We start from the raw sequence: 20,939 nt of genomic DNA, 5'->3' as shown, positions 1-20,939 counted from the left end.
CTATATCACACATTAAATTTTTAATTTCCCAATTCATTAATCTTCGTCCTCCACTTCAACATCTGGATATACTTCATATTCTTCGTCGTATTCATCATGAAACTCATTCATATTAACAAAAATTCGTGCTTCATCTTCAACAGTTAACCCATGTAATACTTCAGCAGGACATTCTACATAACCTAGATGTTTAAGCGCTTCAACTCGACGAATACCATCAATAATATATAATCCATCTTCTCTCGCACTAACTGTGATATATCCAATTGCAAGTCTTTCAAAATTTTCAACAATACCATCTGCATTAGGATTATTTGATGAGCGATAGCTATAATCTACTTTCAAATCATTAATATTTACTGTTCCAATTTTTCTATTCATTTTTCCATTCTCCTCTTCAAATTCAAAATTATTTTCTATTTGTTGCAATGTCCATTCAATAAATGCCTCTAGATTCTTTTCACGATTTACTGTTTCAGTCCATTCATTATTGCCTTCTTTAATAATGTGGTTATACTCTGCTGATTTACTATTAACCACTGATTCTAAAGTGTTATAGATATCTTGTATGATTTCCATTTGTTCTTGGTTCACCTTATTCAACCTCCAAAAATAGTCCATATGCTGATGTTAAAAAATAAACTCCAAATGCTATAAATATATCTGTCAAGAATGCTACTGATAAAGTAACTAGAGTGATTACTACAATATATGTCAATAAGATTTTCATTTATTTATCTCCTTAATCATTTGCTTGCGGGCAAGATTTTTTATTGTTTTTGCGATAATAAAAATTCTTCGACTTCATGACGATCATAGTAATAACTTCGTCCCTGTTTACGTTTAGTAAGTCCTAAACGTTCCCACTCTGTAACATCACTATGTGTACATCTGTATAACTTCCTTACTTCTGTTTGTGTAAGCCACCGTTTCTGTTGTTGTTCTATCTTTTGCTGTGCGATTTGCTCGGCCAATTTCAATATGCCTTTTGCTAATTCAATAGAAGCGGCTTCGCTTAAAATTGATTGTTGTTCTGCCATATTTAAGCCTCCTCGACAGTGATATTGAATATATCGTTAATCTCTACATTAAGTATTTTGGCCATTTTCTTTGCTAATACTGGTGACGGTGTTCTTTTGCCATTTACAATCTGATTAGCATAAGAAGTATTAATATCTAATGCTTTCGCAAATTTAGATATTGAAAAACCTTTTTTAAATAAAGCAATTTTAAAATCAATTATTTTACTTTCCACTTTCATATAAACACTCCTTTTTGAAGTTAAATTTTACATATTTACGCATTATTAGGTTTTTTTCGTAAATATTACCTTCAAAATAAGTATGCCACATATCAAAAAATAAAGCAATATTCATTTACGTTTTTTTCTTTTATTAGTGGATTTTTATAAACAAAACGTTCATAATAAATTCAGGAGGTAAATTATGATTTTATGTACATTAAAAAATTATATGAAGCTATTTGGAGCTACACAGTCACAAATTTCTGAGCAAACCGGTATAACAAGACCAACTCTTTTATCATTGATACGCAATGAGAATAAAAATATTAAGTACGATACTATTGATGAATTATGTAACTTTTTTGGTATTCAATTAAAAGACCTTTTAATATACTCTCCTGTGAAAATTAAGCAAAAATCATTTAATATTAAAACTATTATCGAGGAATACGAACATATCAATGAAAGTTGGAAAACCTATGGCGTTTCAATCACGTATGAAATAAATAATGAGGATTTTATTTTCGAGGGATCTATTGACCCAATAGATTTAAAAACATTTAAAAATAAAAAGTTTGAAAATGGAACATTATATCTAAATTGTAATTGCTTTATAGAAAAAGATAATTATGAAAATCTTTTAAAAGCAGGATTTAGTAAAGAATTCTTTGACTTATATAATGATTTAAACCAAATAAAAAATAAAATAGTTGATAAACTACCATTTGAATTAGATAGTGATTTATTAATATTTAATATATTCTTTAATGTGAGAAATGCACCATCTTTAGAAGAGTATAAAGAGGAATTACAATTTTTACCGACTGATAGTTTAATAGATTTAAAAAATGAAATAGAGAGGTATTTAAAATAAATTCTTCTTAAGAGTAAATACATATCATTAATGCATCAAATAATATTTTAATTTTCAATAAAACAAGTTTTCAAGCTAAAAATCATAGTATTCGTTAGTACCCACTTCACTTACGAGTTCATACATACTATTTACACATTAATATAGCATTACATAGTCGTTAATATTTAAATTTAATTAAAGGAGAAAGATAGAATGTACTTTAATGATTGGAAAGTTACTATTAACGGAAAAGGCTCATATAATGTTGTTAGTATCTTATATGAATTAGCAGAGTATGTTCAGTTAAGTGAAGAACACGTATTAGAAATATTGTAGCATTACAAAAATAAACATGGTATCGGAACTCACTACGGCGATTACTCTATTACGTTTGAGCCGTTGAGGGTTTTTAAATATCAATCAATTTAATTAAAGGAGAAATGTAGAATGAAAAAGGTTTTATTTTTAATGTTTGTAAGTTTGTTGGTGTTAGGTGCATGTGGACAAGACGGGGATAAGTCGAATAAAGCTGATAACAAACAGTCCGAACATAAAAAGTCGAATGACCCTAAAAAGAATAAAGATGAGAAATCAGATAGTAAGAAAGATTCAAAGAATAACTCTAGTGAAGATAAACAACAAGCTAATTCAGATAGTAATGATACGTCTAGCAATGAATCTCAAAGTACATCTAAAAACAATAATGGCAAAGCGCAAGATAACAATGGCAACAATGAACGCATACAGGGTGAAAACGTTACTCAACAACAAAATAACCAGCAACAATCTAATGATAATCAAACAGAACAACAAGACCCTAACTCTCCTAGTTATCAAGAATATTTAAATGCTAAAAAGCTTACAGAAAACATTCAAAATAATCCTGATAAATATCAACACATGGGTGGTGGTCCTGGCATGACGTTGTCTAGTCCCAACCAATCGTATGACAGTTTCAAACAAGATGTAACTAAAGCAAGAAATGAATCACAAGTGTTACAACAATAATTTTACGGGTAGCATGCCTACCCTTATTATTTTTTTACCTACAACAACAATATTAATACTATTACCGCACCAATGAGTAACCACTCTCAAAGGTGTGTTCAATCCAATCAAACGCATGCGGGCAAGTAGAAAGGATTGATTTACCATGATTAAAAAATATACTAAAAAAGATGGTTCAACTGCTTATATGTTTGTTGCATATCTTGGCATTGATCCAATTACTCGTAAGCAGAAGCGGACAACAAGACGTGGCTTTAAAACTGAGAGAGAAGCCAAAATTGCAGAGGCTAAGCTGCAAACAGAAGTACAAGCTAATGGCTTTTTAAACAACGAAATAACGACGTTTAAGCAAATATATGAACTATGGTTAGAACAATATAGAAATACAGTAAAAGAAAGTACCTATCAGCAAGCAATGACAACGTTTAAAATGATGATACTTCCACACTTTGAGAATATGGCCATTAAAGATATTACCGTGCCACATTGTCAAAAAGTATTGAATGAATGGTATAGAATATATTCAGAAACGAAAAAGGGGCGTATATATGCGTCTACTATCTTTGAGTATGCTATTAGTTTGAAGATCATAACTGATAATCCATTTAATCACATAAAAGCACCACGTAAGAAAAGTAATCAGAAACATGAAACAATGAAATACTATACAAGTGATGAATTGCAGCAGTTTTTAGAGCTTGTAAAAGATAATGTATTACATCATGCTTTATTTCGTACACTTGCCTTTACTGGTATCAGACGGGGCGAATTAATGGCTTTAACATGGAATGATATAGATTTTACTAATCAGACGTTAAGCGTGAATAAGACGCTTGCAGAGGGCTTAAATCATAGGCAATTTATAGATACTCCTAAAACTCGTTCATCTATTAGAACGATCAGCGTTGATAGTAAAACATTAGAGGTATTAAAAGAGTGGCGTACTCAACAACGTGTGTTATCTCTTAAACACGGTCATAATACATCTAGCAAACATCAAGAAATATTCACGAATGTAGAAACGAATAAACGACTAAATAGAGTATATGCTAATGAAACTTTGAATTTGATATGTAAGAAAAATAATTTTAAAAGGATAACAGTACATGGTTTTAGACATACACACTGTTCATTATTATTTGAAGCGGGCTTATCTGTTCAAGAGGTACAAGATAGATTAGGTCACGGGGATATACAAACGACAATGGGAATATATGCACACGTTACTGAAAAGCAGCGTGAGAAAGTGGCCGAAAAGTTCGCAAATTATGTTAGTTTTTAATAATAACGTATTCAAAACGTATTCAATTCATATTATCAAGAGTTGTAAACCTCTTCATATCAACGTTTACGACTCTTTTTTAGCTTAAACCAACTATTCCCATTGTATAGTTATAGGGTTTCATCAATATACCTTCCATTGTTTTACTCCAAGTAAAACCAAACACATTTGGTACATAGGTAATTAAAATAAATATACTTGAGAATAAGATAATTGGAATAGCAGCAATAAATCCATCACGAATCGCTCTTAAATAGATATTTCGTGATATTTTTTCAAAGAAAGGCTTTCCTTTTTCTATCCATGCTATTAATTTATTCATAGGGGTCAGCTCCCTTTTTTGTATAATTCAATTAAATGCTTCATTAAGTCCTTTAAAAGTAATGTTGTCATTAAATGGTCTTGACCATGAATCATAGTGATACTATATGCGATATCCTCCCCTTTAGCCTCTTGAGCTAGAAGATTAGTTTGTGCTTTATGTGCATTGGCAATACATTCATTCGCTTCCTCTACAAGTTGTTCTGCTTTATCAAATTCACTATCTTTAGCGGCATTTAAAGCTTCTAATAATTTTGAACGTGCATCCCCAGCATAGGCAACAATTTCAAATCCGAGTAATTGTACCTCATCTCTATTCATTTGAATATCCTCCCTTACATTATTTGTTTTTCCATGATGTAGCTGTTGTTTTCAATACTGTATTCAAATCATCAATATTTTTAAATCCTACCGTACGCAACCATTCTCTAGCAGCTTGCTCTCCTTCTTCAATGTATACCTTAACTGCTCCTGACCATGTGGCACGTCCACATAAAACACCATTGAATTGCGCACCAGAATCATGCGCAAATTTTAATGTATCTTGGAACAATTCCGCTGATACACCTGCACTTAAATAAATATATGGTAAGTGAGTAGCTTCATCTTGATCACGGAAATGTTGTGCAGCTTCTTCTTTAGTATAGACAACTTCTCCTTCTGAAAATCCTTCCACAAAATTCATATTCACAGGTACTTCTACTTTAAGTACATCCACATTAAAACGATCTTCAGAGAATAACTTCATTGCTTCATTAACTTTATGTGGCTTGACTTTAGCGAATTCTGCACTTTTATTGTCAGGAATATTGTCGTCATATGTTAAAACTTCCAAGAAGAAAGGAATATCTTCGGCAACACATTCTGAACCAATTCTTTCAATATATGCTTTCTTTTGTATATTAATTTCTTCTGTGTCATCTACATCATAATAAAGTAAAAATTTAACTGCATTGGCCCCTTGCTCTTTCAAACGTTTCGCAGACCATTCTACCAAGCAATCTGGCAAGCGACCTTTCGCATTCACATCATATCCAGTTTTTTCGTATGCAAGTAATAGTCCGCAGTCATTATTTCGAGCATCCGATGCTGGTAAACCATATTCTGGATCCAATAAAATTGAAGACGCATATTGAGTTAATTCTTCGGAAACAAGTACTTTTAATTGTTCTATTTGCTCTACTGTTGGTGTTTCAGATTGATGTTCTGCCATCATTCTTTTTAATGCACCACGTTGATCAAATGCTAAAGCTGAAATAATACCTTCTTGATTACTTAATTTCTCAATTGATGACACTTTTTGTTGTGATTTTGTCATAAATTACACCTCTATAACTTCTATTTGTTTGAATATTTCGTCAAATTTATCTGTATTAATATGACCTGTTTGTTGTTCCATTGCATTTAGCATTCCGAATGCATTTGCTTTTTTTAATAACTCTTCATCGGTTTGTTGATGAATGAGTGCAGAAGCAATACCTGCTACGGTAGAATCTCCTGATCCAACAGGATTAACTACTTTAATGTTGGGGATATTCACCTTGTAAAATTTATGATTATGTTTTGCAAAAGCACCTTCACTGCCCAATGAAACAATAATCCATTCAATATCATTAAATATTGGCTGACTTACTGCCGTTTTCAATTCTTTAATATCACTTGTTACTTTGTATTTTAAAAGCTGTGATAATTCATATATATTAGGTTTAATTACTGTAGGTTTCACATTACTAATAAGAACTTCCTCAAGTGATTGACCAGAGCTATCTAAAATGGTCAAAATTCCTTGTTCTTTTGCTAATCTCACAATATCCGTATAATAATCAGTATTAAGTCCTTTGGGCAGACTACCAGACATAACAGCCACATCAGTTTCTTTGAAAAGTTTTAATAGATGTGACTTGAATTCCTCTGATTCCTTAAGTTCAATCGTGGGACCCTTTTCAAGGATCTCAGTTTGTTGTCCCTCATGTAGTATCGCAATACAATTTCGTGTTTCGCCTTTGATTTTGAAAAATGCTTGTTTAATACGAGTAGTTTCTATTTGTTCTTCAATATATTGACCTAATGCTCCACCTAAAAAACCACTTGCTATTACGTCTTCACCAAATTCAGACAATACTCTAGTAACATTTAATCCTTTACCGCCTGCTGTTTTGCTTGTTTGAGATACCCTATTAACAGTATCTAAATTAAACTGATCTAAAGGATAAGATATATCAACTGAGGGATTTAAAGTTAATGTTAAAATCATTGGACATCATCCTTAATCGTGATATTCACCTTTATTCCATTTTTCTAAGAACTCATCGAAGAAATGTGGATCAGTTTGGTCATTGTTATGTGCTTCTAAATGATTGATTTTAGCAATTAATTTTTTATTTTCCTCAGTAGGTTTGTACTCTGCCTCAATGAATGCATCAACGATGTCGAAAATAAATAATTCACCTGCTACCTTACCGCCAAAACTTACAACATTTGCATTTAACTCTTCTTTAGAATAAAGCGCTGATGTCATATCTCTAACTAAAGCAGTTCTAACACCAGGTACTTTGTTTGCAGCGTTACTAATTCCTACCCCAGTGCCACAAATACATACACCTAAATCTGCTTCACCACTCGCAACTTTTTCTCCTACCTTTTTTCCATAAATCGGATAATGTGTACGTGTAAAATCATAAGTTCCAACATCTATCACTTCGTGTCCCTGTGATTTTAAGTGTTGTGAAACTTCCATTTTTGTATCAGTAACAATATGATCGCAACCTATTGCAATTTTCATTTTTATTCCTCCTATTAACACATTTTATTTAACATATCTACGCGGATTTGATGACGTCCACCATCGTAATGACCATTGACAAATTCTTTTGCAACATTTTTAGCAAGCGTATCTCCAACAATTTCGGCTCCCATAGTAATCATGCGTGCATTATTATGACTACGTGTCATGTAAGCTGAACGCTCATCTGAAACTTCAGCCGCAATCATTCCCTTAATTTTAGTTGCAACAATAAAACTACCTGCACCATAGGCATCTATAGCAATACCTAGATTGTCGTCGGACTTTTGAACTTCTTTAGCTACAGAGACTGTAGAATCAACAAAATCTAAATCTTTTCCTTCTGTGACATCTAAAACATCATAATCGTTGTCTTCCAAATAAGCTTTAATTAATTCTTTTAAGCGTTTGCCATCTACATCTGAACCAATAATAATCGTCATAATAAGTCTCCTTTTTTGAATTAAGGTGTTTAAACACATGTGTTTTTGAAAAAGCGCTTTCAAATCTTTACACCTAAATTATAAACATATTCAAACAAATAATCAACACATATCAAACAATTGTCACGTAATTTTGTTTGATACATGTTGATTTAAAAAGAAATTATTGTTTTTCTCTATGTGAAATGTTTATTTAAACAAAAAAACAGCAATAAATGTTAAAAATTTATTGCTGTTTTTACTTAAACTAGATATTTAATTTTACAATTCTTATCACTTGATTTTATTACTTTATAATAATGTTTAATTGACATAATCTTTATGATCACTTTAAAGACAATATGTTAACGACATTAACTAATAACCTCAACATATGATTCTATTTTTTCTTTCTTTTCCAAGTCATTATTATCTGTTAAAACTGCATTGAGTTCACGAAGCTCACAAAATGATGAAAAATCATCCTTACCAATTTTTGAAGAGTCAATCAGTAAATATTTTTCCAACGAATGGCTAAGTGCAATTTGTTGCGTATAAGCCTCTTCTATTGAGGATGTCATAGCTAGACCATCTTTAACACCATTACTACTAAAAAACATTTTACTAAATCTTAGTTGACTTAATAATTGATTTGTCATCTCACCTACAAATGCTTCAGTTAAATCACGCATTTCTCCACCTAATAAATAGACTCTGAAATGTAACGTTTGTTTTTTCATTAATATATTAAATACTGGTAAACAATTAGTAATAATCGTTAATGAATAATGATTTATTTCTTCAGCTAATTTTTGAACCGTAGTACCAGGACCTAAGAAAATAGTATCTCCATCTTCAATTAAATCTACTGCATTCTTTGCTATAAATCGTTTTTCTTCAATAAAACGTGTATGTTTTTCTTGATGCGACATTTCTTTATATTGGAAAGCTGAATTACTACGAGCGCCACCATGTATTTTAGTGAGAACACCTTTTTCTTCGAGCTCAGCAAGATCACGGCGCACAGTCATATCTGAAACATTTAGATCTTCGACAATTTCGTTTGTTCTTACAGAACCTCTTTTATTTACTAATTTTGTGATTTCATCTAATCTATCATATTTGTTCATTTATTTATTCACTTCCTATAATTACTATATATCATAATATTGAAACAGTTTCATTATTTTAGAAGTTTATCACTTACTATCATACAAATTTAAAATCGATATTGTATATTTTAAATATCACATTTTTTTATATAATTATTTTGATTTTTCAAAAATACTACCGATTTTCATTAAAAAGTTAGAAATACCTTCTATCATTACTTTAAATCATAACATGAATTCTTTAATATTAAATTATATTGCAGTTGATAATAAATGAATACTTACATAATATCTATGATAATGAGGTGAAAACAAATGAAAAAAACAGATATTCAACAGTTAAAAGATATCGTAAACAACTCTAATCAAATTGTTTTCTTTACAGGAGCTGGTGTTTCAGTTGCAAGCGGAATTCCAGATTTTCGCTCAATGGGTGGCTTGTATGATGAAATATCAAAGGATGGACAGTCTCCAGAGTATTTGCTTAGCATCGATCATTTACATGATAATAAAGAAAGTTTTATAAACTTTTATCATGAAAGACTTTTAATTGCTGATAAAAAACCTAATATTGTTCATCAATGGATAGCACAACTGGAAAATCAACAAAAATCACTTGGCGTCATCACTCAAAATATAGATGGTTTACATGAAGATGCAGGAAGTCACAATATTGATGAGCTACACGGCTCACTTAATCGCTTTTATTGTATTAACTGTTATGAGGAATACTCAAAATCATATGTCATGACACATCATCTCAAATATTGTGAAAAATGTGGTAACGTCATCAGACCTGATATTGTTTTATACGGCGAAATGTTAAATCAAAAAACAGTATTCAAGGCATTAGATAAAATTCAACATGCAGATACACTCATCGTATTAGGTTCATCACTTGTTGTACAGCCTGCTGCTGGTTTTGTATCAGAATTTAAAGGTGACAACTTAGTTATCATCAATAGAGATGCAACTCCATATGATCATACAGCTAGCCTAGTTATACACGATGACATGACTAGTGTTATAGAAGAAATAGTAAATAGTAATAGTTAAGTAACATAGAAGTCAAATTAAGTTCAAAATCCACTACTCATGCTCCAAAATCAAACACGTCAAGTCGGTAGAATTTCTTGATGACACTTCCTTATTTTAGGGCATAGCATAGTATTGAAAAAGCTTGAATATGGTGTGCTTTTTAATTGAATAATCTAAATCCTACGTAACAATAAAGACTGGGACATTTAATTGTCCCAGTCTTTAATTATAAAAAAACACTTCCCAATAAATGGGAAGTGTAAATGTTGTTCGCCAAAAATTAACGTTTTGAGAATTGTGGAGAACGACGTGCTTTTTTAAGACCTGGTTTTTTACGTTCTTTCATACGTGGATCACGAGTAAGTAATCCAGCGCGTTTTAAAGAACCTCTGTATTCAGGATCTGCTTCTAATAAAGCACGTGCAATTCCATGTCGGATTGCTTGAGCTTGTCCAGTAAATCCACCACCATGTACGTTAACTAAAACATCATAGTTACCTTTAGTTTCAGTAACATCAAATGGTTGATTTAAGTCTAAAATTAATGATTCGAATGGTAAGTAGTCACGTACATCACGTTCGTTAACAGTAATGTTACCTTCGCCAGGTACTAAACGTACACGTGCTACTGAGTTTTTACGACGGCCTGTGCCTTTATATTCAACTTGTGCCAATGTAATTTCCTCCTTCTAATTAACCACGTAACTCGTAGTTTTCTGGTTGTTGTGCAGCGTGTGGATGTTCAGCGCCACCATATACAAATAATTTTTTACCTTGTTTTTCACCTAAGCGTGTACTTGGTAACATACCTTTAATTGAAGTTTCTAATAAACGTTCAGGATTTGTTCTTTTTAATTCACCAGCAGAGATTGATTTTAAACCACCTGGGTGATTTGAATGACGGTGGTACATTTTATCTTGTTCTTTGTTACCAGTAAATTCAATTTTAGATGCATTAATGATAATTACATAATCACCAGTATCAACGTGTGGTGTGTAAGTTACTTTATTTTTACCGCGTAATATAGCAGCTACTTCTGATGATAAACGACCTAATGTTTGGCCTTCAGCATCAATAACATACCATTTGCGCTCAATGTTTGATTCATTTGCCATAAATGTTTGACGCATAATAATTGTCCTCCTAAAAATAAATGCTTCGTTCATTATTGCAGTGCGAATAAATCACATTCGAACCTATGTTTATTGCACTAACAACTATCATTATTGTTACGATTTAAAAGCGTAAGATTTCATTTATTTCATTAACTGTTGTTCTGCTTTGCTTATATATCTTGTAACACAATAAGTTTCCGGGGCTTATCGTGGGGTGATATAAAACAATACCGTTAATAATCATATAATTTCACAGTACTTTTGTCAATGACAATTAGTGTTTTTCCAACGATTTTTTGTAGTGTATTTTTATATCTTTCCCATATTCTTGTATCAATTCTTCTGGGCTTAAATAAATCTTTTCTAAATATAATCCGTCAGGTGGAGCTGTAAGAGGCACATTATTTCTATTTCTGTCCTCTAAGAGCTTAGGGACGTCATTAGGTTCACGCTTTCCTTTTCCTACTTCAATTAAGAAAGCTACCAATACACGGACCATATTATAAAGAAATCCAGAACCTGTTACGACGTAATCAAATCCCTCTTTAGTAGCAACAATTTCACTCTGATAGAGTGTTCTTACTTTGCTTTCAACTTCTGTTTTCTGTGAACAAAAACCGGTAAAATCATGTGTACCTATAAATTCTTGAGCAGCTTTGTTCATTTTATCATAGTCTAATGTTTCATAAACAAACGTTTCGGTACCACTCTTAAAAGGATTTCGATGATTACCTTGATAAACTTTGTAACGATAGCGTTTGCCTACGCAGTCATATCGACAATGAAAATACTCGTCGACATTTCGTACATTTTTAACGTAAATATCATCTGGTAAAGCTCGATTCATCGCATATTGCCATTGTTTGTTATCAATTTTCAATTCGGTATCGAAATGAAAGAATTGCTGATACGCATGCACACCCCTGTCTGTTCGGCTTGAAGGATGAATTCGTACATGATGTTTATGCATTCGTTTGAGGATCTTTTCAAATTGTTGTTGAACAGTTCGTCCTTGTTGCTGAATTTGAAAACCTAAAAATTGGTTACCTTGATAAGCGATTTCAACTAATATACGCAATATTTACACTCCTGAAAATTTTAAAATAAATAATATAGTAGCGATAGGTATTAAAAGTAAGACTGTTATTGTGTCTTTATATTGCCAATGCAATAACCTATAGCTTGTTCGTTTGATGTTAATATCATAACCTCTGACTTCCATTGCTATAGCTAGTTCTTCTGCTCTTTGAAAGGCAGAAATAAATAATGGAATCATGATAGGTATAAAAGCTCTAATTCGTGTTATTAAACCTCCTGAACTTATTTCTGATCCTCTAGATTTTTGAGCAAGTATAATTTTTTCTAATTCGTCCATTAACGTTGGTATAAACCTTAGAGCAATTGACATCATCATACTCAACTGATGTACTGGTACTTTAATCACTTTTAGAGGTGCAAATAATTTTTCAAAAGCATCTGTTAAATCAATCGGACTAGTCGAAAGTGTCATGATTGTTGCAATCATAACTATAAAAATTAATCTTAATGATATATAAATCCCTTCCATAACACCATTTGATTCAATAGTGATAAATTTCCATTGAAATAATATGATACCTCCATTAGTAAATAATACATGCATAGAAAAAGTGAAAATCAAGAAGAAAAAGATAGGTGTTAATCCTTTAATTAAAAACCAAAAAGGAATGCGTGCTAACTTGATAAATAGGATTAAAAAAAGAAACAACCATGCATATGTACCTAATGAATGACAAAAGAAAATTAAAATAATAAAAAAGAAGACAAATATTAACTTAGCCCTTGGATCAAGCTGATGAACAATTGATTGTAGGGGAAGATATCGTCCAATGATTAATTTATTTTTCATGATGCCACTCCTTATACAACTTCACAAACTCTTCTTCATTCAAAGCAAGTTGTGGAAATAAGATATTATACTTTTTTTCGATATCTTTCTGTAATTTCACCACTTTAGGTAAATCAATATGCCATTTTAATAAACGTGACTTCTGATTAAATAAATTTCTAGGATTTGATTTTTCTACTATCGTCCCTTTATTCATTACTACAACTTCATCTGAATAACGTGCTACATCATCCATATCATGTGAGACAAGAATAATCGTTTTATTTTCTTCTATTTGTATTTTCTTTATTAAAGACATGACCTGGTGTTTACTATTCGGGTCTAACCCAGCAGTCGGTTCATCTAAAATAATTACTTGTGGATCCATAGCCAAAATGGAAACAATGGCTATTTTTCTCATTTGTCCTCCCGACATTTGAAATGGAGAGGATGACATCACATTTCTTGAAAAGCCTAATTCAAGAAGAAGTTGAAAAGCTTTATCTTTAACATTTTTTAGGTTCATATTAAAATTTTTAGGTCCAAACTCAATTTCTTTTTCAACACTATCTTCAAATAATTGGGATTCTGGAAATTGAAATACTACACCTACTTCTTTTCTTATGTAACGTAAGTGCTTGTCTTTAGTTTTACTTGTAACTTCTAAACCATTAATGTTGACTGAACCTGTAGTGGGCTTTAATAAAGCATTCAAATGTTGAATCAGGGTGGATTTCCCACTTCCAGTTTGACCAATAATTGCATAATACTTGCCCTGTTCAAGAGTTAGTGAAATGTCTTTAATAGCTTCAAATTCATAAGGTGTGCCTTGTTGATAAATATAACTCACTTGATTAAATTGTATACTCATAATTTTTTAATCAACCCTTCATAAGTTACATAAGTTGAATCAAAACCTAAAAGTCGATTCATTTTCAAAGGAAATGGTAAGTCCAATCCAACTGATATTAGTGCCTCTTCGTACTTAAAAATATCTTGAGGTGTTCCTTGTTTAAAAACAGTTCCTTTATTCAATACAATGATTTGATCAGCATGCATTGCTTCATCTAAATCATGAGTGATTGAAATAATTGTAACATTATTATTCACTTTAACTTCATTTACAAGGTTAAGTAAAGATGACTTTCCGTGAGGATCTAGCATCGTTGTCGCTTCATCTAAAATCAGCACATCAGGATTAAGTGCAAGTACCCCAGCAATGGCAACACGTTGTTTCTGTCCTCCTGAAAGTGAATGGGGTTCATCATCTGCTTTATTTATCATATCGACTTCGGTTAATACTTGATTAACTTTAGATACCATTACTTTATAAGGAACAAGTTGGTTTTCAAGACCAAAAGCAACATCAAATTTAACTATAGAACCTACAAATTGATTATCAGGATTTTGAAAAACAATTCCGATATGTTTCCTCACTTCTCGCTTATTCTGAGAGTCTATTGGTAGATTTTGGAATAGAATTTGTCCTTCACTTGGTTCTTCTATACCTACCATAAGTTTAGCAATAGTAGATTTTCCTGAGCCATTGTGACCTACAATTGAAGTCCATTGTCCAGCTGGTATTGAAAATGAAACGCGATTTAATGTGAAAGCAGCGTCACTTTGATATTGAAATGATACATCTTTAAATTCAATGATAGGATTTGACTCATTCACATTAATCACTCCTAATATTTTTATATCACTAAACATTCTACAATAATTCAAATTGACTGTATATCAGATATGTATAATTTAATCATTTGTAATATGAATTATAAAAAAAGCTATAGTGTTATTAACTATAGCTTAAATAAAAAAGCGCGCACCCCATCAAATGTTGAGTTCACGCTTAAATAATTATTTAGTTGGATGGGGTACTCTGAGCTAGACAATATTTGTATGTGGCAAACATTATCGTTGCACTCATTTGCTTTATATATAAGTAGTAAGTGTGTATTTATTAAGGTTAGACAACTAAGTTATAACTTGTGTCTTAAAACTAGATTAAACTAATTCAATAATTACTGATTCAGCGCCGTCACCACGACGAGGGCCTACTTTAAGAATACGAGTGTAACCACCTTGACGTTCACTATAACGTTCAGCGATTTCACCAAATAATTTTTGAAGAGCAGTTTGTGTAGAGTCATCTTCATTTAAAATTTCAACATTACGTAAAGTTTTAGCAGCATTACGACGAGATGCTAAATCACCTTTTTTACCAAGTGTGATCAATTTCTCTACTAAACTACGAACTTCTTTAGCACGAGCTTCAGTTGTCTCGATGCGTTCACTAACGATTAATGAAGTTGCTAAGTCACGTAACATTGCTTTACGTTGATCAGAAGTACGACCTAATTTTCTGTAACCCATGAGTTAACCTCCTTTATCAATCTTCTTTTCTTAATCCTAATCCTAAATCTTCTAATTTATATTTTACTTCTTCTAGAGATTTACGACCTAAATTACGCACTTTCATCATGTCAGCTTCAGATTTATCAGCTAACTCTTGTACAGAATTGATTCCTGCGCGTTTTAAGCAGTTATAAGAACGTACGGATAAGTCTAATTCTTCAATAGACATTTCAAGTACTTTTTCTTTTTGATCTTCTTCTTTTTCAATCATGATTTCAGCGTTTTGAGCCTCATCAGTTAGACTTACAAAGATATTCAAGTGTTCAGTCATTATTTTAGCTGCTAATGATACTGACTCTTGTGGTGTGATTGAACCATTTGTCCAAACATCTAAAGTTAATTTATCAAAATCACTACTTTGACCTACACGTGTATTTTCAACTGTATAGTTTACACGTTCAACAGGTGAATATAGTGAATCAACAGGAATTACACCAATTGGTAAATCACTAGTATTATTTTGTTCAGCTAATGCGTAACCTCTACCCTTATTAGCAACAAGACGCACTTTAAGATGTCCACCTTTAGACACTGTTGCGATTTTAAGTTCTGGATTTAAAATCTCAACATCACTGTCGTGAGTAATGTCACTTGCAGTTACTTCGCCTTCATCTTTTACATCAATTTCTAAAGTTTTATCTTCTTCAGAGTAAATTTTTAATGCAAGTTTTTTAATGTTCATAATGATTGTTGAAACATCTTCTACTACATTATCTACTGCTGAAAATTCGTGTAAAACTCCTTCAATCTCGATGTACTTAACGGCTGCACCTGGTAATGAAGATAGTAGGATACGACGTAAGGAGTTTCCTAGTGTAGTACCATAGCCACGTTCAAGTGGTTCAACAACGAATTTACCGAATTTAGCATCTTCACTAACTTCAATTGTCTCAATTCTAGGTTTTTCAATTTCTATCATTTACAAATATCCTCCTTAAATACGTCGACTAGATTTAAACTGTTTGCTCAGTGACTTGTAACAATACATTTAAAAATTATACGCGACGACGTTTTGGTGGACGACAACCGTTGTGCGGTACTGGAGTAACGTCTCTAATTGCAGTTACTTCTAAACCTGCAGATTGTAGTGCACGGATAGCAGATTCACGGCCTGGACCAGGTCCTTTTACTGTTACTTCTACTGTTTTCAAGCCATGTTCCATAGCTGTTTTAGAAGCAGTTTCTGAAGCCATTTGAGCTGCAAATGGAGTTGATTTTTTTGATCCTTTGAATCCTAATGCACCAGCTGATGACCAAGATAATGCATTACCGAATTCATCAGTGATAGTTACGATAGTATTATTGAATGTTGAACGGATGTGAGCTACACCATTTTCAATATTCTTTTTCACTCTACGTTTACGAGATACTTGTTTACGTGCCATTAAATTTTGCCTCCTTTACCTATTATTTTTTCTTATTAGCTACTGTTTTAACTGGACCTTTACGTGTACGAGCATTGTTTTTAGTTTTTTGTCCACGAACTGGTAAGCCACGACGATGACGAATTCCACGGTATGATGAAATTTCCATTAAACGTTTAATGTTTAAGTTTTGTTCACGGCGTAAGTCACCTTCTACTTTGTAACCATCTACAACTTCACGGATACGACCTAATTCATCGTCAGTTAAATCTTTAACGCGAGTATCTGCTGATACGTTAGCTTCTTCTACAATTTTATTAGCAGTTGAAGTACCAATACCATATACGTATGTTAATGAGATAACAATGCGTTTTTCACGTGGAATATCCACTCCTGCAATACGTGCCATATTAATTTACACCTCTCTTTTATTAACCTTGTCTTTGTTTGTGTTTTGGATTATCACAAATTACCATTACTTTACCTTTACGTTTAATGACTTTGCATTTTTCGCATATTGGTTTTACTGATGGTCTTACTTTCATTTTTATACCTCCCTATATTATGGAGTGACGATTATTTATAACGATAAGTAATTCTACCGCGCGATAAATCATACGGAGACATCTCAACAGTTACTTTGTCGCCAGGTAGAATACGAATGTAATTCATTCTGATTTTACCACTTACGTGAGCTAAAATCTCATGACCATTTTCTAATTCTACTTTAAACATTGCGTTTGGTAAAGTATCTAGTACTGTACCTTCTAATTCAATTACATCTTGTTTAGCCATTGATTAACTTCCCCCTTTTTGCAATAGTAAGGTAATCGTCAATAGACAACTTAACGATACGAATCTATTCGTGATGGTTTAATATAAGTTCAACAAAAATACGGGAATTAAATATCGTTATTTGTCACTCATTCTATTAAATTTAACTCTAATACTCACTGAAACATAGATCGTATAGTGTTGATCTATTATAAATGATCTAAAATATCAATGACATCTTTGGTTACTTCGTCAATATCTTTTGAACCATCAATGTTTTTTAAGACACCTTTGTTGTTGTAATATTCTAAAATAGGCTTAGATTGTTTAACATTAACGCTCAAACGATTAGATACTGTTTCTGGGTTGTCATCTTCGCGTTGATATAACTTTCCACCATCGATATCACATATACCATCAACCTTTGGAGGATTAAATACAAGATGATATGTTGTACCACATTTCTCACAGATACGACGACCTGTAAGACGATTCATTAATTCTTCCTCAGGAACTTCGATATTAATGACAGCATCAATTTCTCTATCAAGCTCAGACATAATTTGACTTAATGACTCAGCTTGATCTATAGTTCTAGGGAATCCATCTAACAAGAATCCTTTTTTTGCATCGTCTTCAGAAATTCTTTCTTTAACGATACCTACAGTAACTTCATCAGGAACTAATTCTCCACGATCCATATATGATTTAGCTTCTTTTCCTAAATCTGTTTCATCTTTAATCGCTTTTCTGAACATGTCACCAGTAGAAATATGTGGTATTGGGAATTTCTTAACAATTTCACTCGCCTGAGTCCCTTTACCTGCACCAGGTAAGCCCATTAAAATGATATTCATAAATGCCCTCCTACAAATTATCTACCACCAAAGCCTTTATATTCTTTTTGAGTGACTTGTGCTTCTAAAGTTTTCATAGTTTCAATAGCTACACCAATTACGATCAAAAGACTCGTACCACCAATTTGAATTGATTGTGGTAAGCCCATAAATTTAGTCGCAATTATAGGTAAAATAGCTATAGCCGCTAAGAAAATTGAACCAACAAAAGTCAATCTATAAAGTACTCTAGTAATATATTTTTTTGTTTGTTCACCAGGTCTAATTCCTGGGACATAACTACCTTGTTTTTTAAGGTTATCTGCCATTTTCTCTGGATTAACTTGTACAAAAGCATAAAAATATGCAAATGCAATAATTAAAACCACATAAATAATCATTCCAATATTACTTGACGGATTGGCAGTATCAGCAATATTCTGTGCCCATTCTGCTTTCGGGAAGAATAAAGTCAATGTTCTTGGTAACAAGAAAAATGCCATCGCAAAGATTACTGGAATAACACCGGCAGAGTTAACTTTCAAAGGTAGATAAGTTGCTTGTGAACCTAATCGTTGAGCAGATTGTTTCTTTGCATATTGAATAGGTATTTTACGTTTAGCTTCAAGAACAAATATTGCGCCTACTGTTAGTAAAATCAACGCTACTATCAATCCTAGTATTTTCAGCCAAGCGAGTGAAGTATCGTCTTGACCAACAAACACTGATTGTGCAAATTGTTCTAGACTTGAAGGTAAAGTTGATAATATACCTGCAAAGATGATAAGAGAAATACCGTTACCAACACCAAACTGTGTGATTTGGTCACCAAGCCAAATTAAGAAAGCTGTTCCCGCTGTTAATACAACTGCAATTAATAAATAACTCATAACGGACTGTTCTATAATAAGTTGTCCTTTGAGATAGTTATTAAATTGGAAAGCCATACCTATAGATTGGATAAAAGCTAAAATTATAGCAAAATAACGAGTTACGTTATTAATTTTTCTTCTACCCATTTCACCTTGTTTTGCCCACTCTGTAAATTTAGGAACAATATCCATTTGCAGTAATTGCATGACGATGGACGCAGTGATATAAGGCATGATTCCCATCGCAAATATTGAGAAACGTTTCAAGGCACCGCCACCAAAAGTATTTAATAACTCAGTGGCACCTTGAGATCCTTGTGGATGATTAAAGGCTTCAGGATTAACTCCTGGAGCAGGAATATACGTTCCTATTTTAAAAATAACTAACATTGCTAGAGTGAAGAAAATCTTGTTTCGTACTTCTTTAGTTGTAAAGAAACGTACAAACGTTTGAAACATTAGATCACCTCGTGTGCTCCACCTTTTGCATCAATAGCTTCTGCTGCTGAAGCTGAGAATTTATGAGCTTTCACTGTTAATTTCTTGTCTAGTGAACCGTTACCTAGTACTTTGATACCAGATTTTTCATTCTTAACAACACCAGATTCTACTAATAAAGCTGGAGTAACTTCAGTACCATCTTCAAATTTATTGAGTTGGTCTAAGTTAACAATAGCATATTCTTTACGGTTAATGTTAGTGAAACCACGTTTAGGTAAACGACGGAATAAAGGTAATTGTCCACCTTCAAATCCTGGTCTTACTTTACCACCTGAACGTGCTTTTTGACCTTTTTGACCACGGCCACTTGTTTTACCGTTACCAGTTGCAGCACCACGACCTACACGGTTACGTACACGACGTGATCCTTCAGCTGCTTTTAACTCATGTAATTTCATTTCGGCACCTCCTTAATTATTTTTCTTCAATTGTTAATAAATGCTTAACTTTGTTGATTTGCCCACGAATTGCAGGGTTATCTTCAACAACTACTGAACTATTAGTCTTTTTAAGACCTAAAGCTTCAACAGTTTTACGTTGTGTTTCAGGACGACCAATAACACTACGAGTGAGGGTAATTTGTAATTTAGCCATAACTTATTTTCCCTCCTTAATTGTATAATTCTTCTACAGATTTGCCACGTAATTTAGCAACATCTTCTGCATTTTTTAAGTTTTGTAAACCGTTGATAGTCGCACGAACCATATTAATAGGAGTATTTGATCCTAAAGATTTACTTAAGATATCAGTAATTCCTGCTAACTCTAATACAGCACGAACTGGTCCACCAGCGATAACTCCTGTACCAGGTGCTGCTGGTTTCATAAATACGCTACCTGAGCCATATTGACCAGTGATAGTATGAGGAGTCGTACCTTCTACACGTGGAACAACTACTAAATCTTTTTTAGCTGCTTCAACAGCTTTTTTGATAGCTTCTGGTACCTCTTGCGCTTTACCAGTACCGAAACCTACACGACCATTTTTATCTCCAACAACCACTAATGCAGTGAAACGGAAACGACGACCACCTTTTACAACTTTAGCAACACGGTTAATCGTAACAACGCGTTCTTCAAATTCTTTAGTTTCTTCTTCTCTACGAGCCATGAATGTGTCCCTCCTTT

31 protein-coding genes and 2 pseudogenes are annotated in these 20,939 nt (G+C 32.6%); 5 read left to right on the top strand and 28 right to left on the bottom strand.

The features are described from left to right. Positions 1 to 36: 36 nt before the first annotated feature. Genes tscA through HMPREF2663_RS00860 form a run of 4 tightly spaced genes read right to left on the bottom strand, consistent with a single transcriptional unit; the run spans position 37 to position 1,261 of the window. Positions 37 to 594, bottom strand: a complete 558-nt coding sequence (gene tscA / locus HMPREF2663_RS00870; RefSeq protein ID WP_002489663.1) for a type II toxin-antitoxin system antitoxin TscA — start codon at positions 592 to 594, stop codon at positions 37 to 39. 1 nt (position 595) lies between these two features. Next, complete coding sequence (locus tag HMPREF2663_RS12950; RefSeq protein WP_256124961.1) at positions 596 to 730, bottom strand: hypothetical protein; 135 nt, start codon at positions 728 to 730, stop codon at positions 596 to 598. Positions 731 to 770: 40 nt separating this feature from the next. Then, positions 771 to 1,040: a helix-turn-helix domain-containing protein gene (locus HMPREF2663_RS00865; RefSeq protein WP_002489654.1), complete on the bottom strand. Its 270-nt coding sequence runs from the start codon at positions 1,038 to 1,040 to the stop codon at positions 771 to 773. 2 nt (positions 1,041 to 1,042) lie between these two features. Beyond that, positions 1,043 to 1,261, bottom strand: coding sequence for a helix-turn-helix transcriptional regulator (locus HMPREF2663_RS00860; protein WP_002489671.1), 219 nt, complete (start codon positions 1,259 to 1,261; stop codon positions 1,043 to 1,045). A gap of 184 nt (positions 1,262 to 1,445) precedes the next feature. On the opposite strand from HMPREF2663_RS00860, the gene HMPREF2663_RS00855 reads away from it, so the two are divergent. The 4 genes and pseudogenes from HMPREF2663_RS00855 (at position 1,446) to HMPREF2663_RS00845 (ending at position 4,389) form a co-directional block, all read left to right on the top strand. Next, the gene (locus tag HMPREF2663_RS00855) at positions 1,446 to 2,117 is read left to right on the top strand and encodes a helix-turn-helix domain-containing protein (RefSeq protein ID WP_002489665.1); all 672 of its coding nucleotides are present in this window, start codon (positions 1,446 to 1,448) and stop codon (positions 2,115 to 2,117) included. Positions 2,118 to 2,366: 249 nt separating this feature from the next. Beyond that, positions 2,367 to 2,528 (top strand): annotated as a pseudogene (locus tag HMPREF2663_RS11995) (toxin); the annotation flags it as partial. Positions 2,529 to 2,546: 18 nt separating this feature from the next. Further along, entirely contained in the window at positions 2,547 to 3,107 is a 561-nt protein-coding gene (locus HMPREF2663_RS00850) for a hypothetical protein (RefSeq protein ID WP_002489655.1), read from the top strand. 145 nt (positions 3,108 to 3,252) lie between these two features. Beyond that, entirely contained in the window at positions 3,253 to 4,389 is a 1,137-nt protein-coding gene (locus tag HMPREF2663_RS00845) for a site-specific integrase (protein WP_064206138.1), read from the top strand. Positions 4,390 to 4,480: 91 nt separating this feature from the next. Here HMPREF2663_RS00845 and HMPREF2663_RS00840 read toward each other — a convergent pair. The 7 genes and pseudogenes from HMPREF2663_RS00840 to HMPREF2663_RS00810 all read right to left on the bottom strand — a co-directional run. After that, positions 4,481 to 4,711: pseudogene (locus tag HMPREF2663_RS00840) on the bottom strand (PTS transporter subunit EIIC); the annotation flags it as partial. Positions 4,712 to 4,716: 5 nt separating this feature from the next. Next, positions 4,717 to 5,031 carry a PTS lactose/cellobiose transporter subunit IIA gene (locus tag HMPREF2663_RS00835; protein WP_001829758.1) on the bottom strand — a complete coding sequence of 105 codons (315 nt, stop codon included), beginning with the start codon at positions 5,029 to 5,031 and terminating at the stop codon, positions 4,717 to 4,719. Positions 5,032 to 5,050: 19 nt separating this feature from the next. Beyond that, positions 5,051 to 6,028 carry a tagatose-bisphosphate aldolase gene (lacD, locus tag HMPREF2663_RS00830; RefSeq protein WP_002447345.1) on the bottom strand — a complete coding sequence of 326 codons (978 nt, stop codon included), beginning with the start codon at positions 6,026 to 6,028 and terminating at the stop codon, positions 5,051 to 5,053. 3 nt (positions 6,029 to 6,031) lie between these two features. Next, positions 6,032 to 6,964 (bottom strand): tagatose-6-phosphate kinase, encoded by a 933-nt coding sequence (locus HMPREF2663_RS00825; protein WP_002490815.1) that lies wholly within the window; start codon positions 6,962 to 6,964, stop codon positions 6,032 to 6,034. Between the two features lie 12 nt (positions 6,965 to 6,976). After that, entirely contained in the window at positions 6,977 to 7,492 is a 516-nt protein-coding gene (lacB, locus tag HMPREF2663_RS00820) for a galactose-6-phosphate isomerase subunit LacB (protein ID WP_002457936.1), read from the bottom strand. A 14-nt stretch (positions 7,493 to 7,506) separates the two neighbouring features. Beyond that, positions 7,507 to 7,935 (bottom strand): galactose-6-phosphate isomerase subunit LacA, encoded by a 429-nt coding sequence (gene lacA, locus HMPREF2663_RS00815; protein WP_002447342.1) that lies wholly within the window; start codon positions 7,933 to 7,935, stop codon positions 7,507 to 7,509. Between the two features lie 353 nt (positions 7,936 to 8,288). Then, on the bottom strand, positions 8,289 to 9,044 hold the full coding sequence (locus HMPREF2663_RS00810; protein ID WP_020359644.1) for a DeoR/GlpR family DNA-binding transcription regulator: 756 nt from the start codon (positions 9,042 to 9,044) through the stop codon (positions 8,289 to 8,291). A gap of 297 nt (positions 9,045 to 9,341) precedes the next feature. Between HMPREF2663_RS00810 and HMPREF2663_RS00805 the strand changes: the two genes are divergently transcribed. Beyond that, positions 9,342 to 10,082: an NAD-dependent protein deacylase gene (locus HMPREF2663_RS00805; protein WP_002474902.1), complete on the top strand. Its 741-nt coding sequence runs from the start codon at positions 9,342 to 9,344 to the stop codon at positions 10,080 to 10,082. Between the two features lie 262 nt (positions 10,083 to 10,344). On the opposite strand, the gene rpsI is transcribed toward HMPREF2663_RS00805, so the two are convergent. The 17 genes from rpsI to rpsE form a co-directional block, all read right to left on the bottom strand. After that, the gene (gene rpsI, locus HMPREF2663_RS00800) at positions 10,345 to 10,737 is read right to left on the bottom strand and encodes a 30S ribosomal protein S9 (RefSeq protein ID WP_001829714.1); all 393 of its coding nucleotides are present in this window, start codon (positions 10,735 to 10,737) and stop codon (positions 10,345 to 10,347) included. A gap of 19 nt (positions 10,738 to 10,756) precedes the next feature. Further along, the gene (gene rplM / locus HMPREF2663_RS00795; protein ID WP_001829751.1) at positions 10,757 to 11,194 is read right to left on the bottom strand and encodes a 50S ribosomal protein L13; all 438 of its coding nucleotides are present in this window, start codon (positions 11,192 to 11,194) and stop codon (positions 10,757 to 10,759) included. A 259-nt stretch (positions 11,195 to 11,453) separates the two neighbouring features. Continuing rightward, entirely contained in the window at positions 11,454 to 12,257 is an 804-nt protein-coding gene (gene truA, locus HMPREF2663_RS00790) for a tRNA pseudouridine(38-40) synthase TruA (protein ID WP_002474910.1), read from the bottom strand. Between the two features lie 3 nt (positions 12,258 to 12,260). Further along, positions 12,261 to 13,067 (bottom strand): energy-coupling factor transporter transmembrane component T family protein, encoded by an 807-nt coding sequence (locus HMPREF2663_RS00785; RefSeq protein WP_002474898.1) that lies wholly within the window; start codon positions 13,065 to 13,067, stop codon positions 12,261 to 12,263. Further along, the gene (locus tag HMPREF2663_RS00780; RefSeq protein WP_002447337.1) at positions 13,057 to 13,917 is read right to left on the bottom strand and encodes an energy-coupling factor transporter ATPase; all 861 of its coding nucleotides are present in this window, start codon (positions 13,915 to 13,917) and stop codon (positions 13,057 to 13,059) included. The genes HMPREF2663_RS00785 and HMPREF2663_RS00780 overlap by 11 nt, the downstream gene beginning before the upstream one ends. Beyond that, positions 13,914 to 14,723, bottom strand: coding sequence for an energy-coupling factor transporter ATPase (locus tag HMPREF2663_RS00775; protein WP_002474900.1), 810 nt, complete (start codon positions 14,721 to 14,723; stop codon positions 13,914 to 13,916). The genes HMPREF2663_RS00780 and HMPREF2663_RS00775 overlap by 4 nt, the downstream gene beginning before the upstream one ends. Positions 14,724 to 15,053: 330 nt before the next feature. Continuing rightward, positions 15,054 to 15,422, bottom strand: a complete 369-nt coding sequence (rplQ, locus tag HMPREF2663_RS00770) for a 50S ribosomal protein L17 (protein WP_002447335.1) — start codon at positions 15,420 to 15,422, stop codon at positions 15,054 to 15,056. Between the two features lie 16 nt (positions 15,423 to 15,438). Beyond that, entirely contained in the window at positions 15,439 to 16,383 is a 945-nt protein-coding gene (locus HMPREF2663_RS00765) for a DNA-directed RNA polymerase subunit alpha (protein ID WP_001829787.1), read from the bottom strand. A gap of 76 nt (positions 16,384 to 16,459) precedes the next feature. Continuing rightward, positions 16,460 to 16,849: a 30S ribosomal protein S11 gene (gene rpsK / locus HMPREF2663_RS00760; protein ID WP_001829725.1), complete on the bottom strand. Its 390-nt coding sequence runs from the start codon at positions 16,847 to 16,849 to the stop codon at positions 16,460 to 16,462. A 22-nt stretch (positions 16,850 to 16,871) separates the two neighbouring features. Beyond that, a complete protein-coding gene (gene rpsM / locus HMPREF2663_RS00755) occupies positions 16,872 to 17,237 on the bottom strand; it encodes a 30S ribosomal protein S13 (protein WP_001829703.1) in 366 nt (121 codons plus the stop codon). A gap of 22 nt (positions 17,238 to 17,259) precedes the next feature. Further along, positions 17,260 to 17,373, bottom strand: a complete 114-nt coding sequence (gene rpmJ / locus HMPREF2663_RS00750) for a 50S ribosomal protein L36 (RefSeq protein WP_001829709.1) — start codon at positions 17,371 to 17,373, stop codon at positions 17,260 to 17,262. Between the two features lie 31 nt (positions 17,374 to 17,404). Beyond that, positions 17,405 to 17,623 (bottom strand): translation initiation factor IF-1, encoded by a 219-nt coding sequence (gene infA, locus HMPREF2663_RS00745; protein ID WP_001829792.1) that lies wholly within the window; start codon positions 17,621 to 17,623, stop codon positions 17,405 to 17,407. A 188-nt stretch (positions 17,624 to 17,811) separates the two neighbouring features. Then, positions 17,812 to 18,459, bottom strand: coding sequence for an adenylate kinase (locus HMPREF2663_RS00740; protein ID WP_002447334.1), 648 nt, complete (start codon positions 18,457 to 18,459; stop codon positions 17,812 to 17,814). Positions 18,460 to 18,476: 17 nt separating this feature from the next. After that, entirely contained in the window at positions 18,477 to 19,769 is a 1,293-nt protein-coding gene (secY, locus tag HMPREF2663_RS00735) for a preprotein translocase subunit SecY (RefSeq protein WP_002447333.1), read from the bottom strand. Then, entirely contained in the window at positions 19,769 to 20,209 is a 441-nt protein-coding gene (gene rplO / locus HMPREF2663_RS00730) for a 50S ribosomal protein L15 (RefSeq protein ID WP_001829796.1), read from the bottom strand. Before rplO ends, secY begins: the two co-directional genes overlap by 1 nt. A 16-nt stretch (positions 20,210 to 20,225) precedes the next feature. After that, positions 20,226 to 20,405 (bottom strand): 50S ribosomal protein L30, encoded by a 180-nt coding sequence (gene rpmD / locus HMPREF2663_RS00725; RefSeq protein ID WP_002432330.1) that lies wholly within the window; start codon positions 20,403 to 20,405, stop codon positions 20,226 to 20,228. Positions 20,406 to 20,421: 16 nt separating this feature from the next. Further along, the gene (gene rpsE / locus HMPREF2663_RS00720) at positions 20,422 to 20,922 is read right to left on the bottom strand and encodes a 30S ribosomal protein S5 (protein WP_001829701.1); all 501 of its coding nucleotides are present in this window, start codon (positions 20,920 to 20,922) and stop codon (positions 20,422 to 20,424) included. Positions 20,923 to 20,939 lie beyond the last annotated feature (17 nt).

This window comes from Staphylococcus sp. HMSC077D08, assembly GCF_001837945.1.
Taxonomy (GTDB): Bacteria; Bacillota; Bacilli; order Staphylococcales; family Staphylococcaceae; genus Staphylococcus; species Staphylococcus epidermidis.
The sequence above is the reverse complement of the archived record's forward strand: the minus strand, read 5'-3'. Positions and strand labels throughout refer to the sequence as shown.

Bases quoted from the DNA above. Each gene is read 5' to 3' on its own strand.
- HMPREF2663_RS00845 (WP_064206138.1), top strand. From the start codon at position 3,253: ATGATTAAAAAATATACTAAAAAAGATGGTTCAACTGCTTATATGTTT.
- lacA (WP_002447342.1), bottom strand. From the start codon at position 7,935: ATGACGATTATTATTGGTTCAGATGTAGATGGCAAACGCTTAAAAGAA.
- HMPREF2663_RS00785 (WP_002474898.1), bottom strand. From the start codon at position 13,067: ATGAAAAATAAATTAATCATTGGACGATATCTTCCCCTACAATCAATT.
- HMPREF2663_RS00810 (WP_020359644.1), bottom strand. From the start codon at position 9,044: ATGAACAAATATGATAGATTAGATGAAATCACAAAATTAGTAAATAAA.
- rpsM (WP_001829703.1), bottom strand. From the start codon at position 17,237: ATGGCACGTATTGCAGGAGTGGATATTCCACGTGAAAAACGCATTGTT.
- secY (WP_002447333.1), bottom strand. From the start codon at position 19,769: ATGTTTCAAACGTTTGTACGTTTCTTTACAACTAAAGAAGTACGAAAC.
- HMPREF2663_RS00765 (WP_001829787.1), bottom strand. From the start codon at position 16,383: ATGATAGAAATTGAAAAACCTAGAATTGAGACAATTGAAGTTAGTGAA.
- rpmJ (WP_001829709.1), bottom strand. From the start codon at position 17,373: ATGAAAGTAAGACCATCAGTAAAACCAATATGCGAAAAATGCAAAGTC.
- HMPREF2663_RS00865 (WP_002489654.1), bottom strand. From the start codon at position 1,040: ATGGCAGAACAACAATCAATTTTAAGCGAAGCCGCTTCTATTGAATTA.
- HMPREF2663_RS00835 (WP_001829758.1), bottom strand. From the start codon at position 5,031: ATGAATAGAGATGAGGTACAATTACTCGGATTTGAAATTGTTGCCTAT.
- lacD (WP_002447345.1), bottom strand. From the start codon at position 6,028: ATGACAAAATCACAACAAAAAGTGTCATCAATTGAGAAATTAAGTAAT.
- HMPREF2663_RS00740 (WP_002447334.1), bottom strand. From the start codon at position 18,459: ATGAATATCATTTTAATGGGCTTACCTGGTGCAGGTAAAGGGACTCAG.
- rpsE (WP_001829701.1), bottom strand. From the start codon at position 20,922: ATGGCTCGTAGAGAAGAAGAAACTAAAGAATTTGAAGAACGCGTTGTT.
- HMPREF2663_RS00855 (WP_002489665.1), top strand. From the start codon at position 1,446: ATGATTTTATGTACATTAAAAAATTATATGAAGCTATTTGGAGCTACA.
- rplO (WP_001829796.1), bottom strand. From the start codon at position 20,209: ATGAAATTACATGAGTTAAAAGCAGCTGAAGGATCACGTCGTGTACGT.
- HMPREF2663_RS00860 (WP_002489671.1), bottom strand. From the start codon at position 1,261: ATGAAAGTGGAAAGTAAAATAATTGATTTTAAAATTGCTTTATTTAAA.
- rpsK (WP_001829725.1), bottom strand. From the start codon at position 16,849: ATGGCACGTAAACAAGTATCTCGTAAACGTAGAGTGAAAAAGAATATT.
- HMPREF2663_RS00825 (WP_002490815.1), bottom strand. From the start codon at position 6,964: ATGATTTTAACATTAACTTTAAATCCCTCAGTTGATATATCTTATCCT.
- HMPREF2663_RS12950 (WP_256124961.1), bottom strand. From the start codon at position 730: ATGAAAATCTTATTGACATATATTGTAGTAATCACTCTAGTTACTTTA.
- HMPREF2663_RS00780 (WP_002447337.1), bottom strand. From the start codon at position 13,917: ATGAGTATACAATTTAATCAAGTGAGTTATATTTATCAACAAGGCACA.
- rpmD (WP_002432330.1), bottom strand. From the start codon at position 20,405: ATGGCTAAATTACAAATTACCCTCACTCGTAGTGTTATTGGTCGTCCT.
- HMPREF2663_RS00850 (WP_002489655.1), top strand. From the start codon at position 2,547: ATGAAAAAGGTTTTATTTTTAATGTTTGTAAGTTTGTTGGTGTTAGGT.
- rplM (WP_001829751.1), bottom strand. From the start codon at position 11,194: ATGCGTCAAACATTTATGGCAAATGAATCAAACATTGAGCGCAAATGG.
- rplQ (WP_002447335.1), bottom strand. From the start codon at position 15,422: ATGGGTTACAGAAAATTAGGTCGTACTTCTGATCAACGTAAAGCAATG.
- lacB (WP_002457936.1), bottom strand. From the start codon at position 7,492: ATGAAAATTGCAATAGGTTGCGATCATATTGTTACTGATACAAAAATG.
- infA (WP_001829792.1), bottom strand. From the start codon at position 17,623: ATGGCTAAACAAGATGTAATTGAATTAGAAGGTACAGTACTAGATACT.
- HMPREF2663_RS00805 (WP_002474902.1), top strand. From the start codon at position 9,342: ATGAAAAAAACAGATATTCAACAGTTAAAAGATATCGTAAACAACTCT.